This window comes from Piscinibacterium candidicorallinum (assembly GCF_047549485.1).
GTDB lineage: Bacteria > Pseudomonadota > Gammaproteobacteria > Burkholderiales > Burkholderiaceae_C > Piscinibacterium > Piscinibacterium candidicorallinum.
In genome coordinates, this window is sequence record NZ_CP180191.1 from 1,239,184 (window position 1) to 1,262,478 (window position 23,295).

Annotated in this window: 11 protein-coding genes; 1 reads left to right on the top strand and 10 read right to left on the bottom strand. The window is 67.0% G+C overall.

The window, feature by feature from the left end:
• Window positions 1-10 precede the first annotated feature (10 nt).
• From ACMDW7_RS05590 to ACMDW7_RS05600, 3 genes are all read right to left on the bottom strand, one after another.
• Window positions 11-6,820: an immunoglobulin domain-containing protein gene (locus ACMDW7_RS05590; protein WP_377300400.1), complete on the bottom strand. Its 6,810-nt coding sequence runs from the start codon at window positions 6,818-6,820 to the stop codon at window positions 11-13.
• 290 nt (window positions 6,821-7,110) lie between these two features.
• Window positions 7,111-10,440: an ATP-binding protein gene (locus ACMDW7_RS05595; RefSeq protein WP_377300399.1), complete on the bottom strand. Its 3,330-nt coding sequence runs from the start codon at window positions 10,438-10,440 to the stop codon at window positions 7,111-7,113.
• 153 nt (window positions 10,441-10,593) lie between these two features.
• On the bottom strand, window positions 10,594-11,730 hold the full coding sequence (locus tag ACMDW7_RS05600) for a hypothetical protein (RefSeq protein ID WP_377300398.1): 1,137 nt from the start codon (window positions 11,728-11,730) through the stop codon (window positions 10,594-10,596).
• Between the two features lie 908 nt (window positions 11,731-12,638).
• Between ACMDW7_RS05600 and ACMDW7_RS05605 the strand changes: the two genes are divergently transcribed.
• Window positions 12,639-14,381 (top strand): alkaline phosphatase D family protein, encoded by a 1,743-nt coding sequence (locus ACMDW7_RS05605; protein WP_377300397.1) that lies wholly within the window; start codon window positions 12,639-12,641, stop codon window positions 14,379-14,381.
• 66 nt (window positions 14,382-14,447) lie between these two features.
• On the opposite strand, the gene ACMDW7_RS05610 is transcribed toward ACMDW7_RS05605, so the two are convergent.
• The 7 genes from ACMDW7_RS05610 to ACMDW7_RS05640 all read right to left on the bottom strand — a co-directional run bounded on the left by ACMDW7_RS05610 (window position 14,448) and on the right by ACMDW7_RS05640 (window position 23,150).
• Window positions 14,448-16,040 (bottom strand): methyl-accepting chemotaxis protein, encoded by a 1,593-nt coding sequence (locus ACMDW7_RS05610; RefSeq protein WP_377300396.1) that lies wholly within the window; start codon window positions 16,038-16,040, stop codon window positions 14,448-14,450.
• A 70-nt stretch (window positions 16,041-16,110) separates the two neighbouring features.
• Window positions 16,111-16,596 (bottom strand): Cache 3/Cache 2 fusion domain-containing protein, encoded by a 486-nt coding sequence (locus ACMDW7_RS05615; RefSeq protein WP_377300395.1) that lies wholly within the window; start codon window positions 16,594-16,596, stop codon window positions 16,111-16,113.
• Between the two features lie 393 nt (window positions 16,597-16,989).
• Entirely contained in the window at window positions 16,990-18,183 is a 1,194-nt protein-coding gene (coaBC, locus tag ACMDW7_RS05620; protein WP_377300394.1) for a bifunctional phosphopantothenoylcysteine decarboxylase/phosphopantothenate--cysteine ligase CoaBC, read from the bottom strand.
• Between the two features lie 16 nt (window positions 18,184-18,199).
• Window positions 18,200-18,556, bottom strand: coding sequence for a hypothetical protein (locus tag ACMDW7_RS05625; RefSeq protein WP_377300393.1), 357 nt, complete (start codon window positions 18,554-18,556; stop codon window positions 18,200-18,202).
• Window positions 18,556-19,074, bottom strand: a complete 519-nt coding sequence (gene lspA, locus ACMDW7_RS05630; protein ID WP_377300392.1) for a signal peptidase II — start codon at window positions 19,072-19,074, stop codon at window positions 18,556-18,558. Before lspA ends, ACMDW7_RS05625 begins: the two co-directional genes overlap by 1 nt.
• Before the next feature lie 101 nt (window positions 19,075-19,175).
• Entirely contained in the window at window positions 19,176-22,016 is a 2,841-nt protein-coding gene (gene ileS / locus ACMDW7_RS05635) for an isoleucine--tRNA ligase (protein ID WP_377300391.1), read from the bottom strand.
• Between the two features lie 132 nt (window positions 22,017-22,148).
• Complete coding sequence (locus ACMDW7_RS05640) at window positions 22,149-23,150, bottom strand: bifunctional riboflavin kinase/FAD synthetase (RefSeq protein ID WP_377300390.1); 1,002 nt, start codon at window positions 23,148-23,150, stop codon at window positions 22,149-22,151.
• Between the last annotated feature and the right edge of the window lie 145 nt (window positions 23,151-23,295).

The following is a 23,295-nucleotide window of genomic DNA, read 5'->3' on the forward strand; positions in this document are numbered from 1 at the left end:
TCGCCCAGCATTACCGTCGTGGCGTTGTGCCGGCGTCTCGCTCAAGCCGTGCGGGCGCGCCTCGAGGCACAGACACCCACTGCTTGCCGATGCGCTGCTTCAGGGGTGGCGGCTGAAGCAGCGTGCGGCCAGTTGCGTCTATCTGCGGGCGGGAGGTTCCTGCATTCGGTTTGCGCAGCGAACTGATGTCGCTTCGGCGCGGTGTGCTCTTGGGCGGGCGTGTGGCGTTTTGCGGGTTGAGCCGCAGCGTCTGCTTGAAGCTCGGGTTGTCCGGCCGCACCGCCAGATTGCCCAGCGACTGATTCGCCAGCAGCATGCCGCCGTCACCGCCGGCCAGCACGAGGCCGCCCGGCGCCCATGCTGTGGCGAGCATGGCGCCGCTCAGGGGCAGATCCAGACGGGACCACGTCGCGCCGTTGTCGGTCCGCCAGATGCCACCTACGCCCACGGCAATCCCCGTGGAGCCGCTGAAGCGCACATCGGTCATGCTGCCGAGGTCGGTACTGTCGATCACCCGGCTCCAGTTGAAGCCGGTGTCTGCACTGCGCAGCAGGGCAGAGTCTGTGGCCATGAAGATTGTGCCGTTCGGCCCGGGTTGGATGGCCTGGATGTTGTCGCGCCGGTTGCTCGTGCCCGCGTCCGGCAAGGCGAATTGCAGCCACGTAGCCCCTGCGTCGCTGGTACGCCAAAGCCGTGCAGTACCTGGCGTGCCTGCTGAACCGGCCACGAATCCGAGTGTGGGTGACACGAAGCGCGCAGCCGTGAGCTGGACGCCGGAGTTGTCGAGCCCGGGCAGGTTAATGCGGGTCCAGGTCTGGCCGCCGTTGGTCGAACGATCAACAAAGCTTTGGATGACGCCGTTCACCACGGTGTAGCTGGTCACGATGAGGGTCTGCTCGTCGGCCATGGCCACGGCAGGGTAGTTGCCGGTTGCCGTCGGCGGACGGATTTCGGTCCAGGTGTCGCCCGAGTCGGCGCTGATGAAGACGCCCTCGAAGCTTGTCGCGGCCGCAGCCACGGTGTCCGAACCCCAGCTGATGGTCTGGCGGAATGTGGTTGCCAGCACGCCAGTGGCGTTGTCGTTCCAGGTGCGGCCATCCGTGCTGCGCTTCAGGCCATTGTTGATCTGCGCCAGCAATACGCTGCGGCTCGGGTTGGCTTCAATCGCCCAGACCGTGTTGTTCAGGTTCCCACCGGCAATTGCGCTCCAGGTCTCGCCGCCATCCACCGTGCGCGCAATGGCACCGTAGTCGCCAATCGCAACGCCCTGCTGCGCGTTGCGCATGAAGGGCCGCCAATTCTGCTGGCCAGCAGGAAGGCTGAAGGTTTCAGGGCTCCAGTTCAGACCGCCATCCGTGCTGCGTGAATGCCGGCTGTCGCCGCCAAAGATCACCACCGTGTTTGCCCCGCCATAGGCCGCGCGGGGCGCCACGAAGGGCAGGGTCACCGTGCTCCAGCTTGCGCCGAAGTCCGTGCTTCGCGCAGCCACGGGCTGCGAGTCATTCAAGGCCAATCCCACGCCCTGTCCGTTGAAGACCACACTGCTCAGATTTGGGTTTGCCGTGAGCATGCCGGACACGACGGACCAGCTCAGGCCGCCGTCTGTACTGCGCACGCCACGGCCGATGCCGCTGGCCACAAAGACGTCGCTGCCCGCGTAGGCAACACCCGTCAGGTTGGTGGAATTCGGTGCGACGATCTCCGGCACGTTCAGTGCTGTCCAGGTGCTGCCGCCATCCGTAGTGCGCAGGATCTGCTCCGGGCCGACGGCCACGCCGACCAGAGCATCCTTGAAGGCGATCCCAACCGTGAAATTGCTCGGCGACGTGCGGGTCCAGGTCGATCCGCCATCGGTACTCAGGTACATGCCGCGCGCATTGGGATCGTCCTGGTCATCGATCGCGGCAACCAGGCGGCCAGGGCTCGGTGAAGCCAGTGCGGTGAACGTGTAGCGCTGCGTCTGCCAGCTCGCAGTGACCGTGCCGCCGAAGTCGCTGCTGGTCAACACAGTCCCCGCCTCGCCCACGACGGTGATTCCGCTGCCGTTGGCTTCAAACGCCAGTCCGGTCAGGCGGTTGGCCATCGGGGCCGGCTGGACATAGCACCAGCCAAACTGCCCGCCAAAGCAGGCCCCTACCGACGCAGGCGGGCCGACATTCACGCCACCGTTCACCGTGAGGGTCATTGCGCTGCTGGTGACGCACTGCCCACCCGCCGCCGTGCTGTTGCACACCTGCACGCTGAAGCTTGCACCGTTGTCCGCAAGCTGTGCGTTCTGCAGGGTGTAGCTGCTGCCTGTGGCGTTCAGAAGGGCCAGTCCGTTGCGGAACCACTGGTAGCGCAGCTCGGTGCCGGTCGCGCTGACACTGAACGTTGCGGTGCTGCCGGCATTGACAGTCTGGTTCCCGGATTCACTTTGAATCTGGGGTGCGGCCACCTGAACGGTGAGCACGGCGCCGGTGCCGAACACGGCACCCGCCGTGTTGTACGCCACGAGGTTGTAGACCGCGCCGTTGTCGGCCGACGTCGTTGCCGGCGTGGTGTAGCTCGCGCAGTTGGTCGCGCCAAGGATGCCCACGCCATTGCGGGTCCACTGGCACTGCGGCGTCGGGCTGCCCGTCACGGTGGCGGTGAACGTCGCGGTGCTGCCCAGGGGCACACTGCGGTTCTGCGGCGAAGCCGTAATGACAGGCAGCGTGGGTGCCGGTGTCACCACCAGGCTCGCCGGGCTGCTGGTCACGCTGCCAGCGCTGTTGCTGACGGTCACGGTGTAGTCGCCCGCGTTGGCAGTCTGCACGTTGCTCAGGGACAGCACTGGACTATTGCTGTTGGCAATCGCGTTGCCATTGCGCTGCCACTGGTAGCTGAGCGGGCCGGTCCCGTTGGCGGATACGCCAAAGGTGACGGTCTGCCCGGCAGCGGCCGTCAGTCCGAGCGGCTGTGTGCTGATGCTGGGCGCCACGGCGGCTGGCGGATTCGTCGGGGCGTTCACGGTGAGCGAGACCGTGTTGCTGGTCACGCTGCCGGCACTGTTGCTGATGGTCACGCTGTAGTTGCCCGCATTGGCCGCAGCCGCGCTGGTGACTGTGAAGGCCGCTGCAGTTGCGCCGCTGATGGGCACGCCGCCACGGCTCCATTGGAAGCTCATGGGTGTGGTGCCATTCACGCCGACCGCCAGCGTGGCTGTGTTGCCCTCCGTCACGGTTGTGTTGACAGGCTGCGTCACGATGCTGGGCGGTGTGGGCGGTGAAGGCACGGTGGGCGGGGTGTTCACCGACAGCGTGGCTTCGTTGCTGGTCACGCTGCCGACGCTGTTGCTGACCACAACCGAGTAGGTGCCAGCATTGGCCGCCTGTACGTTGGCAAGCGTCAGTACCGGACCGTCGGAGGGCACGTTGACGCCGTTGCGCCGCCACTGGAACGTGAGGGGGCCGCTGCCATTAGCGGCCACAGCCAGGTTGACTGTCTGACCGGTGAAGGCGGTCAGGGTGCTGGGCTGGGTGCTGATGGTTGGCGCCACCGGAACGTTCGGTGCCACCACGGTCAGACGCGCCGGGTTGGTCGTGGTGCTGCCTGCGCTGTTGCTGATGCGCACCGAGTAGAGCCCGGCGTCTGCATCCGTTACGGAGCCGATCCCGAGCACCTGGAAGTCCCGCCCTGGCATGGGCTGGCCATTGAAGAACCATTGGTAGGTGAAGGGTTCCGTTCCGCGGGCCACTGCAGTGAACGCGACCTGGGAGCCGCGCACCACCGTGACGGACGTGGGGTCCTGAATCAACACCGGCGCTTGCACCCCGCTGGGCCCGCTACCGGTCACAGTCAGCGTGGCGCCCGTGCTGGAGGAGCTCCCTGCCGAATTGGTGGCGGTCAACCCAAAGACGGCGCCGTTGTCGGCCGTCGTGGTGGGTGGTGTCACGTAGCGGGTACAACTGGTCGCACCGCTGATCGGTACGCCGTTTCGGGTCCATTGGCATGTCGGTGCCGGATTCCCGGTGACAGCGGCATTGAATGCCGCAGCGCTACCCGTAGCTACGGTCGCGCTGGCCGGGTCTGCGCTGATGACTGGCTGGCCAGCGGGCGTGATGACGACTACGCCTGCGCCGTTGCTGTTGACAGTTCCTGCTGCGTTGAACACGGTGACCGTGTACGTGCCGCCGGCACTCGCCTGCACATTGCTCAGTCGCAGCACCGGTCCGGTCGCACCCGGGATGTTCACGCCGTCGCGCTGCCACAGATACGAGAGCGGTGCGGAGCCGGTGGCCGCGACGCTCAGACTGACGGCTTGGCCGGCCTGCACGGCCACACCCACAGGTTGGCTGGTCAGAATCGGCGCAACCGCAACTGCAGGCTGCGGTGCCGGATTGACGGTCAGTCGCGCCGCTGCACTCTCCAAACTGCCGGCGCTGTTGGTGACCACGACGGTGTACTCGCCCGCATCCGTGGATGCCACCGTGCCAATGCTCAGCAGCTCCTCCGTCGCCCCTGCAATCGCCGTGCCGTTGCGACGCCATTGGTAGCTCAGGCTGCCGCCACCGCGAGCCACGACTGAAAAGCTTGCGCTGGAACCCACGGTGGTCGTGATCGCGCTCGGGGCACGAACAATCACCGGGGGAGGTACGACAGGCTGAGGCGTGGACGTGACCGTCAGCACGGCCTCCTGCGAATACACCTGCCCGGGCAGATTGGTGACCTCCAGGCCGTAACGGCCGGCGTTGGCGCTGGTCACCGAGGAGAGCGTCAGCACCGGGGTGTTCTGACCCGCGAGCGGCTGATCGTTGAAGTACCACTGGTAGGTCAGCGGTTGCGTGCCCTCTGCGGCCGCCACGAATGTGACCGCAGAGCCGGCCGTCACGGTCTGGCTGACCGGCTGCGTGATGATCACAGGGCGCGTGGACTGGCCAAACTGAAACACCGTCGAATTCGCTGCTCCTGCGGTGCTTGTGGCGCTTAGACGGAACAATCGCCCCACATCGCCGGTGCCCAGTGTGCGCGCCAGTCCGACAGTCACGCGGATGCTGTTGGTGTCCTGCGCCGTGCTGCAGACCGTCGGTTGGGCGGGAACGCAGTTGACGATCGTCCCGGGGGCCGTCTGGAGGGTCAAGCCCGGGAAGACCTGCGTCGCGTCGACCCAGGGCGCGGCGCCGCCCGTCGAGGTCTCAAGGCGCAGGAAGTTCGGTGTGGGTACACCGCGCACCGTGGCCGAGAAGCCAGACATGGCGCCGGACTGAGCTTCAACCACAGGCAGCACGCCCACCGGCACGAAGCGAAAGCCGCTGATGCTCGGCTCGAGCAATGCGACCGCCGCGGGGCGCACGGTCAGGATCACGGGCGGGGTGTAGGTGCAGGTGGCGGCGTCATCGGCCGCAGTACGGCAGACGCGGGCGCGGAAGATGCGTCCGTTGTCGGCCAGACTCGGTCCGGTGAAGCTGATCGAATGGCGTGTCAGCCCCTGGATCGGGCCGCCGAAGTTGCCCGTGCTCACGGAGATACCGAGGGCGGAAACCGTGGATGCCGGTGACATGGCGGGCAGCTTGTCCTCCCACAGCCCCGAGGCGCCGCTGCGCTGCATCTGCCACCGCACCGTGAGAGCAGCACCGTCCACCGGGTAGGTCACGACACTGAATGCATTCGCGAGCGCCTGCCCTTCCACGGCTACGGCATTGACCGGCAACTGGCGGATAGCGGGTCGCTGATTGGCGAGCGGCTGGGCGATGTACACCGGGTCGCCAACCGGGACACTCGCGCCGTTGCAGTTGATCGTCATGTACAGCGCGGTGCCTGTCGCCACCAGTTCGACGTTCTGGGTGATTCGCGTGAAGCCTTCGGTGGCCGCCATCGCCGGGGTGATCGTCATCCCGGCGGTCCAGGGCGGTCGGGTGTTCGTGCTCGGGTCGAAGAAGAGCTGCCGGCTCACGTCGCCGTCGGTCGTGCGGACCACATCGTCGGTGGAGTTCTGCAGCTCGACCAAGGCTCGGTCAGGCCGTCGCGGGCCGGCATAGGCGCGTACCACAGAGGGGTTCGCGGCGTCGCGGTAGAACATGGCGACCGACCAGGTGTAGGTCGGATAGACGTTGTCGACGCTGCCGCAGGTCTGGTGCAGGGACGAGCCCGCCGGGTAGCGCGCATTCAGCACCAGCGTGGCGCGTTGGGTCAGATCCGTCTGGCTGTACACCGTGACCGTGCGCGGAGCCTGGCCGAAGATGCGCAGCCCGCCTTCCTCGGTGGCGCTCGACGCCGCATAGTTGCTGGGTGTGAGCTGGAAGAACGCCTGCGTCGACTGGTTGACAAAGAAGCGCGGAGCAGGCGCTTCAAAGGGCGCAAACATGGACAGTGATCGCACTGGCGCGATGACGACGTTGCCCTCCACGCGAGAGTCATCAATCAGTTCCCACGCGCCCCCGGGGCTGGCCTTGCCCACCACAGGTCGACGGCCTGCGGTGAGCAAGGCCGGGTCGAACGGCAGGCGAACTTCTGCCGTGTTGCCGAAGCTCAGATCATGGGGGACGATGGCGTAGGTGTTGCCGATCTGCCGCAGGTGAGAGGCGACCGGTGGCGCCTCGGTCGCATCCTTGAGGATCGAGAATCCGAAGTCACCGACCAGCGCTTCCGGCGGCACGACCAGCGCCGCACCCTCCCGGGTCGCGAGGGAACCGCCCGCGGGGCCGATCACCCCGACCGCCACGCCCGGGCTTGCGGGTGGCGGACTCACCGGCGGCGGCGGGGGGGGCGTACTGCCACCGCCCCCACCACCACACGCGGCCAGGGCGGCCGCTGCCGAGGCGATCAACAGGCCACGGGCCACTGTTCGGCGGATGTTCATGCTTCGCTCCCTGAATGCACGATGTGCTTTTCATGCACGCCGCACCACCTGGCTGCGGCATGCTCGCGAGCTTTGTAGGGAAGCGGGCGTTACGCGGGCGTAGCTTGGCGCCGGTCGGCGTCACGCATCCGCGGGGTGGTGTTCAGCGCGGCGGGCCGCACGCCCCGCGCATGAGGTGAATCTGAAAGGCCTTTCCGCTTGTCCCATGCGGGTTTCCAGCCACTTTGGCCTGGAAAGCCGCGCCCAGTGCGGTTCTTGCCTTGTTGATCCGGGCGTAGAGCGTGCGCGCTTCAGCCGCGGCGCGCCTGAACCGCGCTGGTGAGCAGCTGGCGCGCGGAGACGTTCCGTGTCAGAAATGACGATTGATGGGCGGCGGGCAGCGCCGCGTGAACCCGCTCGATCCATGCTGCGCCTTCGTCGAGCAGCGCGCGGGCACGGGCTCGATCTCCGGCTGCCTCCAGCGCCGGCGCTGCGCACAGGATGATCTCCGGCCAGCTGAGGTCTTCCGTGTTCAGGCCGGGGCAGTGGGCGATCGCCCGCTCTGCGCAGTCCCGCGCCGCGTCCAGGCCGCCCATGGCCTGGTGCCGCTGCGCCATGCGCGCAAGGGTGGCTGCCTCCAGACCGTGGTAGGCGCAGCTGCGCGACTGTTGCAGCGTGTCCTCCAGCGTGGCCAGCGCACTCGCATCGTCCTGCAGGGCGCTGCCTGCCAGCACAATGCGCAGCCGGACAAAGTGCGGCGGTGTGCGCTCCAGCGCGGCGGGTGCCGGGCCAAGCCGCATCGCATGCATCCGAAGGTCCAGCAAGTGCAGCGCCACGTCGCCTTGCGCGCTCGTGCGGGCTTCGAGTGCCCGTGCGCGGTCCTGCTGGGCACGGTGGATCTGGCCGAGCTCGAGCCACAGCATGGCCCGGTCGGCCAGTACGGATGTGAGCTTGCCCGGCGCGGCGGTGAGCATGTCCTGTGCGGCCGCATCAAGCAGCTCAAGCGCCTCGCGGTAGCGGCCGAGCAGGCGCAGGGCGCTCGCACGCATCCAGGCATTGCTGTGGCCGGAGCCGCGCAGGTCATCATGGGCGGCGCGCAGCGCGTCGGACTGCGCCAGGCAATCCAGCGCAGCCTGCGCATCGTTGAGCTGCAAGCGTGCGTGTGCCGCATTAGCCAGCGCGACCAGCCGCACCCGCGGGATGTCGATCGCCTGCCTGGCGGACTCGTCGAACAGCGCGGCGCCCTCCGCCGCGCGATGCGTCCGGGTGAGCACATAGGCTGCGTAGCCCAGCAGGTTCGCCCGTGTTTCTGTATCCGACCATGTCCGCGCACCGGGTAGGAATGCGTCCACCTGCGCCAGCGCCTCGTCGGCGCGCCCCGTCATCATTTCAAGCGCGGCGAGCGTTGCGCGCACTTCGACCTGCAGCGCCGAGTCCTGAATCTCCAGCGCGATGTTCAGTGCCTGCGCCGCAGCCTCGCGTCCCTCAAGCAGGCCCTGGGATCGGTGCATCGCGAACTCCGCTCGCGCATGCAGCGCCTTCACACGTTGCGCGGGGGTGGTGGCCAGCGTGGACAGGCGTTCGATCGCTGCCAGCAGGTTCTCGCCAAGGTCCACGCGAACACGCAGATCGACGATCTGGTTGAGCGTCGCGAATGCTGTGGTCTTCTGCCCCAGCTGGACCTCATGTTCCAGCGCTCGCTCGAGAAACTCGACGGACTCGCGTGGCCTCAGAGCCTGCAGTGCACGATCCGCCGCCCGGTGCAGCCAGGGCAGGGCACGCGGCGCATCGGCAGCGGCCAGCCAGTGCGCAGCAATGCGCGCCGGCTCGCCATCGCGCTGCTCCAGCCAGGCCGCCAGTTCGCCGTGCAGGTGGCGCGCGATCGGCGCAGGCACGCTGCGCAGCACCGCGTCGGCCACGAGGTCATGGGCAAACCCTGTGTCGCGCAGCACCTGCGCTTCCTGCAGGCTGTTCCAGATGTCGGTCAGTGCAAGTGCGCGTTCGCCCAGGGCATGCTCTGCCAGCGCGATGGAGAAGTCAGGACCAGCAATCGCAGCCAGTCGGGCCAGTGCGATGGCCTTGTCCGGCAGCTGCTTGAGGCGCCGCTCGATCAGTGTGCCCACGGCATCGGGCTGCGGCAGCTGGCCGACGCGCAGCTGTCCCGTGGCCAGCCCCTGCTTGACCGTCTCCAGCGCAAACAGCGGGTTGCCGCCAGTGTGGCGGGTCAGGGGCGCAGCCAAGGTGGCGGTATCCAGATGCTCGATCTCCAGGGAATCGATCAGTTCGCCGATCTCGCGCTCGGTCAGTGACGCGAGCGCGAGCGGCTCCAGGAACCGGGCTTCTTCGAGTTCCGAGCGCAGGGCGCTGGCAGCGCTGCTGCCTTCGCCCGGGCGCTGAGCGAGTGCAAAGCGCAGTTGGGGATGAAGCGCGCTGATCAGGCTTTGAAGCATCTCGATCGAGGCGTCGTCTGCAAAGTGCAGGTCATCCACGACGACACATTCGACGGGTTTGCCATCCATCTGAGCGCCCGCCAGCAGCGCTTCCATGGCGTGTCGCAACACCAGCCCGGGGGACTCGCTGGGCAGCGCAGTGCCGGGCGACAGCTCGGGCAGCAGGCGGGCGAGATTCAGGCGTTGCGTGTCATCCAGCGTGACCTGACAACGGTCCAGCGCAGTGCGCAGCAGGCGGGCGAGGGTGGCGTAGGGTACGCCCGCATCGCCCGGACGGCCTTGCACTGTCAGTGCGCGGCGGCCTGCGACCACCTCCGCAAGCAGCCGGCTCTTGCCCAGTCCCGGTTCGCCCAGCACAAGTACGGCGCGCGACGCGGCCCACGCGGCCTGAATCTGCGCCAGCTCGGAGCGCCGGGCAATCAGCCGCGGCGGGCGCAGCACTGTGACGGGAATGGCGGTGACGAGCGTGTCACTCACACGCGGCGCATGCAGCGCCTGCTGCAGCGCGCGGGCGAGTTGTTCGGTCTCAGGGCTCGGGTCGACGCCATAGCGCTTGCGCAGGTGGCTCTGCAGGCGCAGGTAGACCGCCTGCGCCTGGGCCATGTCGCCGCGGAGGTAGTGCAGGCGCATCACGGCGCGGTGATGAACCTCGCTTTCGAAGTCGGCGTTCAGCATGTCCTCGGCGACACGCAGCGCGGCGTCAAGGTCGCCATCAGACTCGGCCCGGGCAAGCTGATCGGCCAGGCTGGCGGTCGCGCTACCTTTGCGGCGCGCGCGCTCCGCGGCGAGCCAGTCGGCAAAGTCCTCGCAGTCGTCAAAGTCAAGATCGCCCAGCAGGGTCCCCGCCACCGGCTGCAAGGCGTCCACCGAGATACCCGGCGCGATCTGCAGTGCGTCGTCGCCTTCGAGCAGGTCGAACTCGAAGCTGCGCCGAAAGCGCAGCATCTGCTGCCGCAGCGCGCGGCGCGGATCATCAGACTCCGGCCAGAGCAGACCGGCGGCGCGCGCCCGGGTCGTACCCGGCTGCAAAGCCACCAGTGCGAGCAGACCGGCGGCGCGTTTTTCCAGTAAGCGGCAACTGCCATCGGCGCAGATCACGGCGGGTGCACCAATCAGGCGCAGCCGCGTGGTCTCGCGCCGAGGGCTGCTGCTTGCTTCGGCGGTAGGGGTCGTGGGCGCGGTTGGGGTCAAGGACGGCTGCGTGCTCGGTTTACGGGCGCGGGATGCGCGGCGCTGATGATTCCTGAGGGGGCGTCCAGTGGCAATCGGGGCTTCGGTCATGTGTTGGCTCCGCGACCCGATGGCTTTCCCGCTGCGTGAGTCGCGCGGCCGGTTCGCAGGGGGTCAGCGCCCCAGCAGGCTGCGCAGCTTGTTGACGGCCTCGGCCGCCTTGCTGGCTGCATTGGCGGCAGGATTGGGCGCGGGCGGGGTTTGCACCGGCGTAGCTGCTGGAGCCGCGGCGGTGTTCTCGGTGCCCATGGCTGTGGTTGGGGTGGGAGCGCTGGCTTGGGGCGTTCCGGGGGCGGATTGCGGCGCAAGCTCGGCACGCGCTGCGGCGCCGCCACGGATCAGGTTCAGGCTGATCTGCACCTGGCCGAGCAGGGGGTTGGGCATCCCGCTGGCGCCGCGTGCGGGCACGGTCTGGGTCAGGGTGATCCGCTCCTGTGTCTCCCAGCCGGCAGGCAGGTCGAATTCAATGGGCTCGGGTCGGTCTGGCAGGACGAGCTGACGCAGCTTCCAGTCGCTGCTGCCGGTGCCCGGCGGGTCCCATTCACCGGACGCGGCGGGCTTGTCCATCCGGCTGGCTCGGCGCATGACAGCGCCGACACGTTGGGCGTCCAGTTCGATGGCGGGCACTTCGAAGAGCAGCTTGCCTGTGCTGCGGTCGATCTGCAGGTAGGCGCCATGCAGGCGCATGAAGTCCGCGCCCTGGCGCTCCGCGCTGAACTGCTGTCGCACGTGCTCCACGCGACCGATCCGGCCAGCATTGGCCCGGTTGATGGCGCCGGCACCCTCGCCGTCGGCACGGGTGATGCGCGTAGCGGTCTCTTGCTGCCAGTTCAGATTGAGGCTGCCGGTGGCCGGCAGGCCGGCGCTGCCGGGGCGAAGCAGCCAGCTGTCGTAGCGTTGTTCGTTGTGGCGGTCTGGCTGGTTCTTGGCCACGGCACCGCGCACTTTCATGGTGTACGGCAGGCTGGCGCTGAGGCTCTGCTCAATGCGCCATTGCTCGCGGCCATCCACCCGCTGCTCGCCCGTGCCAGGCTCCGGCTTGAGCGATTGACTGCCTTCGGACAGGTAGCGCAGGCTGAGTTCGACTGTCCAGCCGGGCGCGGCGGATTGCGCCTGTACGGGCAGCAGGATGTTGATGGCGGCCAGCAGCAGGATCAGACAGGCGGCGGTCAGGTGTTGCAGCCGCACGGGCAGCTGCCCCCGCGCGATCTGACGGCGAACGGACGGGGCAGAGTGGCTGTGAAGGGGCATGGCGGGTCCTCCGGGCGCGGCACACGCACTGTGTGCTGCACCCATTGAAGACACCGGGGCGTTACGCGACCGTTCCGGGCTCCGGTGGGGGCCAGACGCTGGCTATCTGCCGGTGGAGTCGTATACAGATCACTTTCAATCAGTCATTGATAAATGGATTGATTCAATAACGATCTTCAAGCCTTTGTTGAATATCATGAAGCCCGCCTCTCCGCTTGCGGGGTGCGGATCTCGGCGCATTTTGGCTCTCAGTTTTTCGCTTGCATGTCACGCCGACAGCAACATCGTGGCCAGCGCGGACCCAAGGCCTGCCGATGGCGGACGTGTTGCGTTAGCGGGCAAGCGGATGAAAGCGCCGTGGCCGGATCGCCATTCACGGCCCTTGGACTCTTGGTGACTGCGCGTTGTACGCGGGCTGGGGGGCGTCGGCTGGAGTCAGAGCCGATCGCGTTCCGCCACGGCGGCATCCGCCCACGAACGCGATGCACCTTTCGCCCCGCGCCACCCAGTCTGCTTCATGTCCTGACCGTGCGAGCCGGCACCGCCCAGGGCCAAGCTGGACGCGCTCAAGGCCAACTGCATCAACGCCAGGGTGAGTTCCAACTGTCGCGTGATTCAGGGCCAGGGCAGCACCTCGCAGCAACCTGCGAGAGGGGCTGGGTCGTCAATGCATACCGGACGGCACGCAAGCTCTACAGCACGCCGCGCTGACCTGCAGCGCCGCCGCAGCGAAGCCATCGAGCTCGCTGCGGCCGATGCGCACCACAGAGCCGGCATAGGCCCTGTCACCAAATCGACAAGCGACTGTCGCCCCTGCGTCATCCGCAGCCAAAACACTCCGGGGTTTTGCGGGTTCGCGCGCTCATGTGCAGCCCGAACCCTGAACTTCATCAACCGGGAGTGTTGCGATGTCCGATGCCCAGAAGCTGTCCCCAAGCACCCAAGCTCATGCAGATGCGGACCGGCGCCAGTTCCTGCGCCTGGGCTCGGCCGGTGCGCTTGTGGCGGGCAGCGGCCTGCTGGTTGCCTGCGGCAGCGACAGCGACCCGCAGGCACCCGACCCCAACGTGCTGTTTCTGGACGGGGTTGCGAGCGGCGACCCGCTCGCGGATCGCGTGATCCTCTGGACCCGCATCACGCCACAGAACAACCCGCCGCAGGACGTCATCGAAGTGCGCTGGGAGGTCTCCACCAGCAACGCGTTCAGCAGCCTGGTGGCGCAGGGCAGCGCCACGACCAGCGCCGGGCGCGACTGGACCGTGAAGGTGGACGCCACGGGTCTGGCCGCCGGCACCGTGTACTTCTACCGCTTCACCGCCGGGCGCAGCAGCTCGGCCATCGGCCGCACCAAGACCCTGCCCACGGGCGGCGTGAGCCAGGTGAAGTTCGCGGTGTTTTCCTGCTCCAACTTCCCGGCGGGCTACTTCAACGTGTACGCCGAGGCCGCCAAGGCCACGGACATCGACTGCGCCCTGCACCTGGGCGACTACATCTATGAATACAACCGCGCCGGATATGCCTCCGCCCAGGCCGCCGCGCTGGGGCGCCTCAGCGAGCCGGATGCCGAGCTGATCACCCTGGCCGACTATCGCCGCCGCTACCGCCAGTACCGCAGCGACGGCAACCTGCAAAGCCTGCACGCGGCCATGCCCATGATCTGCATCTGGGACGACCATGAGGTGGCCAACAATGCCTGGCTCAATGGCGCCGAGAACCACACGCCGGGCACGGAAGGCGACTGGGTCGCCCGCCGCACGGCCGCGCTGCAGGCCTGGTACGAGTGGATGCCGGTGCGCCAGCCGGACGCGAGCAATGCCCTGCGCAGCTATCGCAGTTTCGACTTCGGCTCGCTCGTCTCGTTGCACATGCTGGACACGCGCCTGATCGGCCGTGACCAACAGCTCAGCATCAACAGCTACGTAGGCGCTGGTAGTGCGTTCGACGGTGCGCGTTTTGCCAGCGACGTGGGCAACCCGAACCGCCAACTGCTTGGCGCCACGCAGACCACCTGGCTGCAGCAGCGCATGCAGGCTTCCAGCGCCACGTGGCAGCTGCTGGGTCAGCAGGTGCTGATGGGCCGCATGAACGTGCCGGCACCGCTGCTGCTCGGGCAGATCACCGTGAGCGGCTATGCCGCACTGGCCCAGCGTGCGCAGACCAACCCGGGCAGCCTCACGCCGCAGGAACAGGCGATCCTCGCCGCGCCAGCCATTCCCTACAACCTCGATGCCTGGGACGGCTATGCCGCGGCGCGCGAGACGGTGCTCGGCATGGCACGCACGCTCGACAAGAACCTCGTGGTGGTGGCCGGCGACACGCACAACGCCTGGGCCAATGACCTGCTGGATGCGCAGGGCAACCGCATCGGCGTGGAGTTCGCCACGCCCTCCGTCAGCTCGCCTGGCTTTGAAGGCGTGTTCCCGAACGAGAACCCGGTGCAGTTTGCCGCGGCGCTGGAACAGCTCATCGGCCCGCTGCAGTACGCAGACACCAGCCGCCGCGGCTTTCTGACCGTGACCTTCACGGCCACCGAGGCCCGCGCGGACTGGACCTTCGTCTCCACCATCACCGACCGTACCTACACCGCGGCGGTGGGGCGTTCCTTGCGCACCCTGCCGGGCGCGGCGAACCGACGCCTGGTCAGCATCTGATCGCGGCAAACGGACACGCAAAGCAAAAGGGCCACCCGAGGGTGGCCCTTTTGCATCGCGGGGCGATCAGTAGGCGGCCTGCTGGGCCAGCTTGAACACGGCCACGGCCTCGACGAGCTGCTGGGCCTGGGCGCGCAGGTTCTCCGCGGCGGCGGCGCTTTGCTCCACCAGCGCGGCGTTCTGCTGGGTGGTCTGGTCCATGCGGGTCACGGCCTCGCCCACCTGGCTCACGCCGGCGCTTTGCTGCGTGCTGGCGGCGCTGATCTCGCCCATGATCTCGGTCACGCGCTGGATTGCACCCACCACTTCGGTCATGGTGCTGCCGGCGCGATCCACCAGTGCGGAACCCTGCTCGACGCGCTCCACGCTGGCTGAGATCAGGGTCTTGATCTCCTTGGCGGCCTCGGCGCTGCGCTGTGCGAGGGTACGCACCTCGGTGGCCACCACGGCAAAGCCGCGGCCCTGCTCGCCGGCACGTGCGGCTTCCACCGCGGCGTTGAGCGCAAGGATGTTGGTCTGGAAGGCAATGCTGTCGATCACGCTGATGATGTCGACGATCTTGCGTGAGCTGTCGTTGATGCCCTTCATGGTCACGACGACTTCATTGACCACATCGCCCCCGCGCCGCGCCACCTGGGTGGCTTGCTGGGCGAGCTTGTTGGCCTGCTCGGCATTGCCGGCGTTCTGGCGCACGGTGCTGCCCAGTTCTTCCATGGACGCCGCGGTTTCCTGCAGGCTGCTGGCCTGCTCTTCGGTGCGGCTCGAAAGATCGGCGTTGCCCTGGGCGATCTCGCCGCTGGCCAGGGCCACGGTCTCGGAGCTCTGGCGGACGGAGGCCACCACGCTGCTCAGGCTGGTCTGCATGTTGCGCAGCTGGGCCATGAGACTGGTGTCGTCGCCGGTGCGGGTCTCGATCGGGCTGCTCAGATCACCTGCAGCCACGGCTGCGGCAACCTTGGCGGCCACGGACGGCTCGCCACCCAGCTGGCGAACCAGATTGCGAGTGATGAAGAAGGCGAGGAACAGGCCGATCAGTGTGGCTGACGAGGCAATCGCCACAGTGGCAATCCAGCTCTGTGCGTAGGTTTGCTCGGCGGTCTTGGCGCTTGCGGCCGCGCCCTTGAAGGCGTACTCGCTGAACCGGTCTGCGGCAGCGATTACATCGCCGCTTGCCATGGTGCCAGCTCCGTCGCTGATTTCCTTGGCTTCGTCCTGCTTGCCATTGCGTGAGAGAGAGATGATGTTTGCCCGCGCCTTTTCATAGTCGGCGGATGTTTTCTTCAAGGCTGCCAGGAGCTTCGCTTCTTCTTCGCCTTCGTCGTATGCGTCGAGCTTGGCAATGACGTCGGCAGCCTTCTGTGCTGCGATTTTCATGCCGGTCTCGTAGTCGTCCATGTAGCCGGCGTCCGCCGCGCGGGCATGCTTGGCCTCGAGGTCGTGCAGTTCAAGCTGGCGGGCGCGAAGCTCCGCAAGGCCGGCAACCATCGGAAGCCACTTGGCAGACAGCTCCTTTGCGTCGCTCTGCAGGCCGCGCAGCGCCCAGATCGATGTGGCGCCCAGAGCGATGGTCAGGGCGAGCACAATGCCGAAGCCCGCGAGCAGTTGTGTGCGGACAGTCAGGCTCATCAGGCTGTGCTGCACTTTGCGCAGGAATTTCATGATCGACTCCAGATCAGCGTGAATGGCCGGCGATGTGCCCGCCGGCCGGACTGCAATCAGCGATTGCTGCTTACTTCTTGAAGCCCACGTAGGTGGCGCCGATCACCTTGCCGCCGGCGTCCTTGACGGGGTTGTAGCAAGCGTTGAAGGCCGTGCCGAGCACGTCCACGTCGCCGCAGAAGCTCTGGCCCTTGTTCAGTGCCTCGTAGGCCTTGGCGCGTGCCAGCGGGGTGGCGACGCCGCGCTTGCCATCCGGCGTGAGCACGTTGGTGCTGACACGGACGAAGTCATCGCCCGCCTTGACGAATACAGTCGCCGTGGCACCCGCGGTCTTGCGGATGTCGTCCACGATGTCGTAGTTGCCATTGAGCTTGCGCGGGCCGAAGAACAGGGCCGGCACGGTCTTGTCGCCGAAGGCATGCGTACCTTCGACCTTGGCAGCGCCCAGCTTGGTCAGGCGATCGTCCAGCGTCTTGATGGTGGCCTTGGGGTCATTGGCCAGTGCGCCGGCGCTCAGCGTCAGGGCGGCAACAGCGAACAGGGTGTGCTTGAACATCGAGATCTCCTTGAATGCGAAATGCGGTTGAGACATGCATCGCCAGCCCTGTGGTCAGGAGCAAGGGCGCATGGACGCTCGCCATGCGGCTTGTCCACGGCAGAAGTGTGACGGCACGTCGCAGCTAGGGAAGACCAGAAAAAGGCTGGATTGCGGCGGCAGTTCCCGCGTTATCGCGCGATGCAAACGCTCGCGTTCATGACGTGCTGATTGCAACCGTTTGCGCCCTTGCGGTGTGCCCACATGGGCCGGACCCTTGGCGCAGGTGGCGTCTGCACCGAGGGATGTCACGCAGGAGGCGGGCGTGTGAAGGCCCGACGAAAACCGGGCGCAAAAAGGGTGTCCGCGGGCCGAAAAGTGGCCGCACAGATCAGTCCAGGGGACAGGGCTGGGCTACAGCCGGCGCGCGATCTCGCTGATCAGCCGCCGCGCAGCCGATAGCTTGGGCAGCTCGGGCAAGGTGGTCACGCCGGCGTCGTCGAACAGCCAGAGCGTGTTGGCATCTGCCCCCATGGCGCTGCGTGCGTTGTTGGCCACGAGCAAAGGCACGCCCTTTCGGGCGCGCTTCTCGCGCGCGTACTGCTCGATGTGATCGGTCTCGGCCGCAAAGCCCACGCAGTAGGGGCGGCCCGCAGCCTTGCCGGCCGCCGCAACAGTGGCCAGGATGTCCGGGTTCTCGGTGAATTGCAGGGCGGGCACGCCGCCCGCGCTCTTCTTGAGCTTTCTGTCCGATGCGTTCTCCACGCGCCAGTCGCTCACGGCCGCGACGCTGATGAAGACGTCGCTGCCCTCGGTCTGGGCCTGCACGGCGGCCAGCATTTCGCGTGCGGTCTGCACGTTCACGCGGCTCACGCCGTGCGGCGTGGGGAGGGCGGTGGGGCCACTGACCAAATAAACGCTGGCACCGGCCTCCCAGGCGGCGCGCGCCACGGCGTAACCCATCTTGCCGCTGGAGACATTGGTGATGCCGCGCACGGGGTCGATCGGCTCGAAGGTCGGACCGGCGGTGATCAGCACGCGCTTGCCCGCCAGCACCTTGGGCTGGAAGTGCGCGGTGATCTCCGCCAGCAGTTCGTGCGGCTCCAGCATGCGGCCACTGCCCACTTCGCCGCAGGCCTGATCGCCCACGGCGGGGCCGAGCAGGCCCACACCATCGCCACGCAGGGTGGCGACATTGCGCTGCGTGGCGGGGTTGCTCCACATCTCCACGTTCATGGCCGGGGCCATCAGCAGCGGCACCTTGCGCGCGAGCACCAGGGTGGAGAGCAGATCGTCAGCCAGGCCGTGCGCCACCTTGGCCATGAAGTCGGCGCTCGCAGGCGCGATCACGATCACATCCGCTTCGCGCGACAGATCGATGTGCGGCATGTTGTTGGCAACGCGCGCATCCCAGGCGCTGGTGTAGACCGGCCGGCCGGTGAGGGCCTGCATCGTCACGGGCGTGATGAACTGCGTGGCCGACTCCGTCATCACCACTTGAACCGTCGCGCCCTCGTCCTGCAGGCGCCGCGCCAGTTCGGCCACCTTGTAGGCCGCCACGCCGCCGGTCATGCCCAGCAGGATGTGTTTGGAGGCGAGATCAGGCATGCGAGGACTCCTGCTTTCAGGTCGGAGAGCGGCGAAATTCGTGAATGACCTCGATCGACCCAACGATCTGGTCGTTGAGCGCTTCGAGATCCTCGGCCGGCACCCACCATTCTGTGTGATGCGATGCACCCACCGTCTGTACGGGAAAACGGTCCATGAACGACTTGGTGACTGCAAAACGTGTCACGAAACCTGCGCCGGAGGCAGGTACGTTCCAGTCGCGCGCGATCTCGATGGCGTAGGCCTCGTTGGTCACCGGATAGAAGATCGGCTGCTCGGGCAAGCGTGGCGGCCAGCGCTTGAATCCTGAGGCCTGCACAAGCTTCAGTTCCTCCGGGCCAGTCGGCCGGAACAGCGTGACGGTCTCGATCATCAAGCGCTGCCCTTGCGGGTGCGGATGAACTCATCCACCACCAGCAGGATAGCGCCGCCCACGATGGCGGAATCGGCCAGGTTGAAGGCGGGCCAGTGCCAGCCGGCCACATGGATGTCCAGAAAGTCCACCACGTAGCCGTGCTCCCAGCGGTCGATCACATTGCCCAGCGCGCCGCCCAGGATCATCGACAGCGACAGCGCATACCAGCGCTGGAACCAGTACTTGCCCAGCTGCCAGAGAATCAGCACGGTGGCAATGAGCGCCACGCCGATGAAGAACTCACGCTGCCAGCCGGATGCACCCGCCAGGAAGCTGAAGGCCGCGCCCGGGTTGTGCACGCGCACAAGGTTGAAGAAGCTCGTGATCGGCATCACGTCGCGGTGCTCGAAGTTCGCCAGGATCCAGAACTTGCTCACCTGATCCAGGCCGATGATGACTCCGGCAATCAGCAGCCAGGGGATCACTCGGGCGAACCAGGAGCGCGGCGTGGGAATGGCGGATTCAAACAGCTTCACAAGAACTTTCTGAAAACGTAGATCGAGTATTCATGCGGGTTTCCAGGCCAAAATGGCTGGAAACCCGCGCCAGACAAGCGAGATCGGCTCTGCGGCGGGCCTCAGGCATGGGCCCGCGCCTCGCCTTCACCGTACAGATTGCTTGTGCAGCGGCCGCAGACGTGCGGGTGTGCAGGGTCGTGGCCCACGTCGTCGCGCCAGTGCCAGCAACGCTCGCACTTCTTGTGGTCGGTCGGCGTGACCTCGATGCGCTCTGCACCGGCATGCACCGTGGCGCGGCTGGTGATGGTGACAAAGCGCAGATCGTCGCCCAGGCTCTGAAGCGCACTCAGCAGCTCGCCTTCGGCCCACACGTCCAGCTCGGCCTGCAGGCTGGCACCCACCTTGCCCTGCATGCGCAGGTCTTCAATCGCCTTGGTGACGCCGACCTTCCACTCCCGCAGCAGCGTCCACTTGTGCAGCAGCGCATCGGCGTTAGCCACCGCCGGAATCTCATGCGTCAGCTCGGTGAACACGGTCACCGACCCCGGCGTGATGAAGCTCCAGGCTTCCTCGGCCGTGAAGCTCAGGAAGGGCGCCATGGTCGTGACCAGCCAGCGCGTGATGTGCGACAGCGCCGTTTGCGCGCTGCGCCGTGCGAGGCTCTTGGGCGCGGTGGTGTAGAGCCGGTCTTTGAGGATGTCCAGGTAGAAGGCACCCAGGTCCTCGGCGCAGAAGTTCTGCAGCTTGCTGATGACCGGGTGGAACTCGTAGGCCGCGTTGCTGGCGCGGATCTGCGCATCCAGCTGCGCGGTGAGCGCGAGTGCATAGCGGTCGATCTCCAGCATCTGATCTACCGGCACGGCGTCGGCGGCCGCGTCGAAGTCGCTGATGTTGGCCAGCAGGAACTTGAGCGTGTTGCGCACACGGCGGTAGATCTCCACCACGCGCTTGAGGATCTCGTCGTCGATCGACAGATCGCCGGAGTAGTCGGTGCTCGCCACCCACAGACGCAGGATCTCGGCGCCCAGCTTGTTGGACACCTCCTGCGGGACCACCACGTTGCCCACGCTCTTGCTCATCTTCTTGCCCTCGCCGTCCACGGCAAAGCCGTGGGTGAGCAGGGCCTTGTAGGGCGCGCGGCCTTGCAGCATGGCGCCGGTCAGGAGCGAGGAATGGAACCAGCCGCGGTGCTGGTCGCTGCCTTCCAGGTACAGGTCGGCCGGCCACTGGTGGTCGGCCGGGTGCGAGCCGAGCATCACGTGCATGTGCGTGGTGCCGGAGTCGAACCAGACGTCCAGCGTGTCCTTGTTCTTCAGGTACATCGGCGCATCAGCCGCACAGCCGATCTCGGCGAGCAGCTCGGCGGCAGTCACGGTCTGCCAGCTTTCGATGCCACCCGTCTCCACGCGCCTGGCGACTGCCTCAAGCAGGTCGAGCGTGCGCGGATGCAGCTCGCCGGTCTCCTTGTGCACCAGGAAGGCCATCGGCACGCCCCACTGGCGCTGGCGCGAAAGTGTCCAGTCCGGGCGGTGGGCGATCATGTTCTGCAGGCGCGGCTTGCCCCATGCCGGGAAGAACTGCGTGGCATCGATGGCGGCCAGTGCGGTCTCGCGCAGGGTCCGGGTGTCGCCGTGGCCGGTGCGGTCCATGCCGGCGAACCACTGGCTGGTGGCGCGGTAGATGATGGGCGTCTTGTGGCGCCAGCAGTGCATGTAGCTGTGCTTGAACTTCTCGGCAAAAAGCAGGGTGCCGGCTTCGCGCAGCTTCTCGACGATCTTCGGATTGGCGTCCCAGATCGACAGCCCCGCAAAGAACGGCAGCCAGCTGGCATACACGCCGTCGCCCTGCACGGGGTTGAGGATGTCCGCATCCTGCATGCCATGAGCCTTGCAGGACAGGAAGTCTTCCTCGCCGTAGGCCGGCGCGGAGTGCACCACACCTGTGCCCTGTTCGAGCGTGACGTAGTCGCCCAGATACACCGGCGAGAAGCGTGCAAAGCCCTCATGCACATGCGCCAGCGGATGCTGGAAGCGCAGACCGTCGAGCGCCGCACCCTTGGCCGTGCCGGCCAGGGTGAAGCTGGGCAGCTTCCAGCGGTTGGCGTTGTTCTCGATCAGGTCCTTGGCGATCACGAACATCCGGTCGCCGGCATCCATGAGCGCGTACTCGAACTCCGGGTGCAGGTTCAGCGCCTGGTTGGACGGGATGGTCCACGGCGTGGTGGTCCAGATCACGATGGCCGTGGGCTTGGGCAGCTTTTTCAGCCCGAAGGCCTTGGCCAGGGCCGGTGCGTCTTCCACGCTGATCGGGAAGGCCACATCCACGGCAAAGTCCACCTTGTCCTGATACTCGACCTCGGCCTCGGCCAGGGCGCTGCCGCAGTCAAAGCACCAGTTCACGGGCTTCAGCCCTTGGAAGACGAAGCCCTTCTCGACGATCCTGCCCAGGGCACGGATCTCATCGGCCTCGTTCTTGTAGGCCATGGTCTTGTAGGGATTGCCCCAGTCGCCCAGCACCCCCAGGCGCTTGAAGTCGACGCGCTGCTTGTCGATCTGCGTCTCGGCGTAGGCGCGCGCCTTGCGCTGCAGCTCGTCGGTGGGCAGGTGCTTGCCGAATTCCTTCTCGATGCGGATCTCGATGGGCATGCCGTGGCAATCCCAGCCGGGCACGTAGGGCGCATCGAAGCCGGCCATCGTGCGGGTCTTGACCACGATGTCCTTGAGGATCTTGTTCACGGCGTGGCCGATGTGCAGGTCGCCATTCGCATACGGCGGGCCGTCGTGCAGGATGAACTTGGGCCGCCCGGCGCTGGCGCGGCGGATGGCCGTGTACACGCCCTTGTCTTCCCACTCCTTGACCCAATGCGGCTCGCGCTTGGGCAGGTCGCCGCGCATGGGGAAGGGGGTGTCAGGCAGGTTCAGGGTCGATCGGTAGTCGGGCTTCTTGCTGTCTTCGGACATGGCTTGAAATCTCGGTGGATGCTGTCGGTGGATTCGGGGTCTGCGCGCGGCGCGGCTGAGGGCGCGCATGCGGCGAGGTGATGCGGTGGTCGGGGTGAAGCGGGCGGCCAGGGGTTCAGTAGGCCGCCGCGCTCACCCCTGGCTAATTCGTGGGGCGCCGTCGGGCTGGGCTGTGGCCGCGGCGGAGGCGAACCAGGCGCGGGCAGCGGCCGCGTCGCGTGCGATGGCCGCCGTCAAAGCCGGCAGGCCGTCGTACTTTTCCTCGTCACGAAGTTTCTTGAGCAGTTCCACGCGGACGATTTTCCCATAGGCGTCGCCCTGCCAGTCGAGCAGATGCGTCTCAAGCAGCCAGCGGCCGGACTCATCCACCGTCGGCCTCAGGCCCAGACTGGCTACGCCCGGAAGGGGCGCAGGCGCCAAGCCGTGCACCTGCACCACGAAGATGCCGCGCGCGGCAGGCTGGCCAAAGCGCTCGGAGGCGGGCAGGCGCAGGTTCAGCGTCGGAAAGTCGAGCTTGCGGCCGAGCTTGGCGCCATGCACCACGTGACCGGAGAGGGCGTAGGGGCGTCCCAGCAGCTCGGCGGCCAGATCCATGCAACCCGCTTCCAGCGCATCACGGACCAGACTGCTGGAGATGCGCGCGCCGTTTTCCTTCACGTCCGACAGGGTCGAGACGGCAAAGCCGAGTTCCGCACCCATGCGCTTGAGCAGGTATACGTCACCGGCACGCTTGCTGCCGAAGCGGAAGTCCTCGCCCACCATCACGAACTTCGCGCGGCAGGCCGCCACCACGAGATCGCGCACAAAGCTTTCGGCCGTCATGCCGGCCAGCGCGCGGTTGAAGCGCAGCAGAAAGGTGGTGTCCACGCCGTGGGCCGCGAGCGCGTCGAGCCGGTCGCGCAGGGTCGAGATGCGCCGCGGCGCGGCCTCCGGCTTACGGGCAAGCTGCGCAAAGTAGTGGCGCGGATGCGGCTCGAAGCTCATCACCGCGCAGGCCAGACCGCGGGGCCGGGCGTGGGCCTTGAGCGCGTCGATCAGCGCCTGATGGCCCCGGTGCACACCATCGAAGTTGCCGATGGCCAGGGCGGTGTCGCGATTGGAGGGAGTGAGCGGCAGCCCGCGCAGGATTCGCATGTAGCCGATTGTAGGGGGCCGGCACGCCACGATCCGCAGGTGCAGGTCCAGCATCCATGCGGGTTTTCAGGCCAAATTGGCTGGAAACCCGCACCAGACAAGCGAGACAGTGGTGCAGGGAGCTCGCGCCTGCATGCGCTCGCCG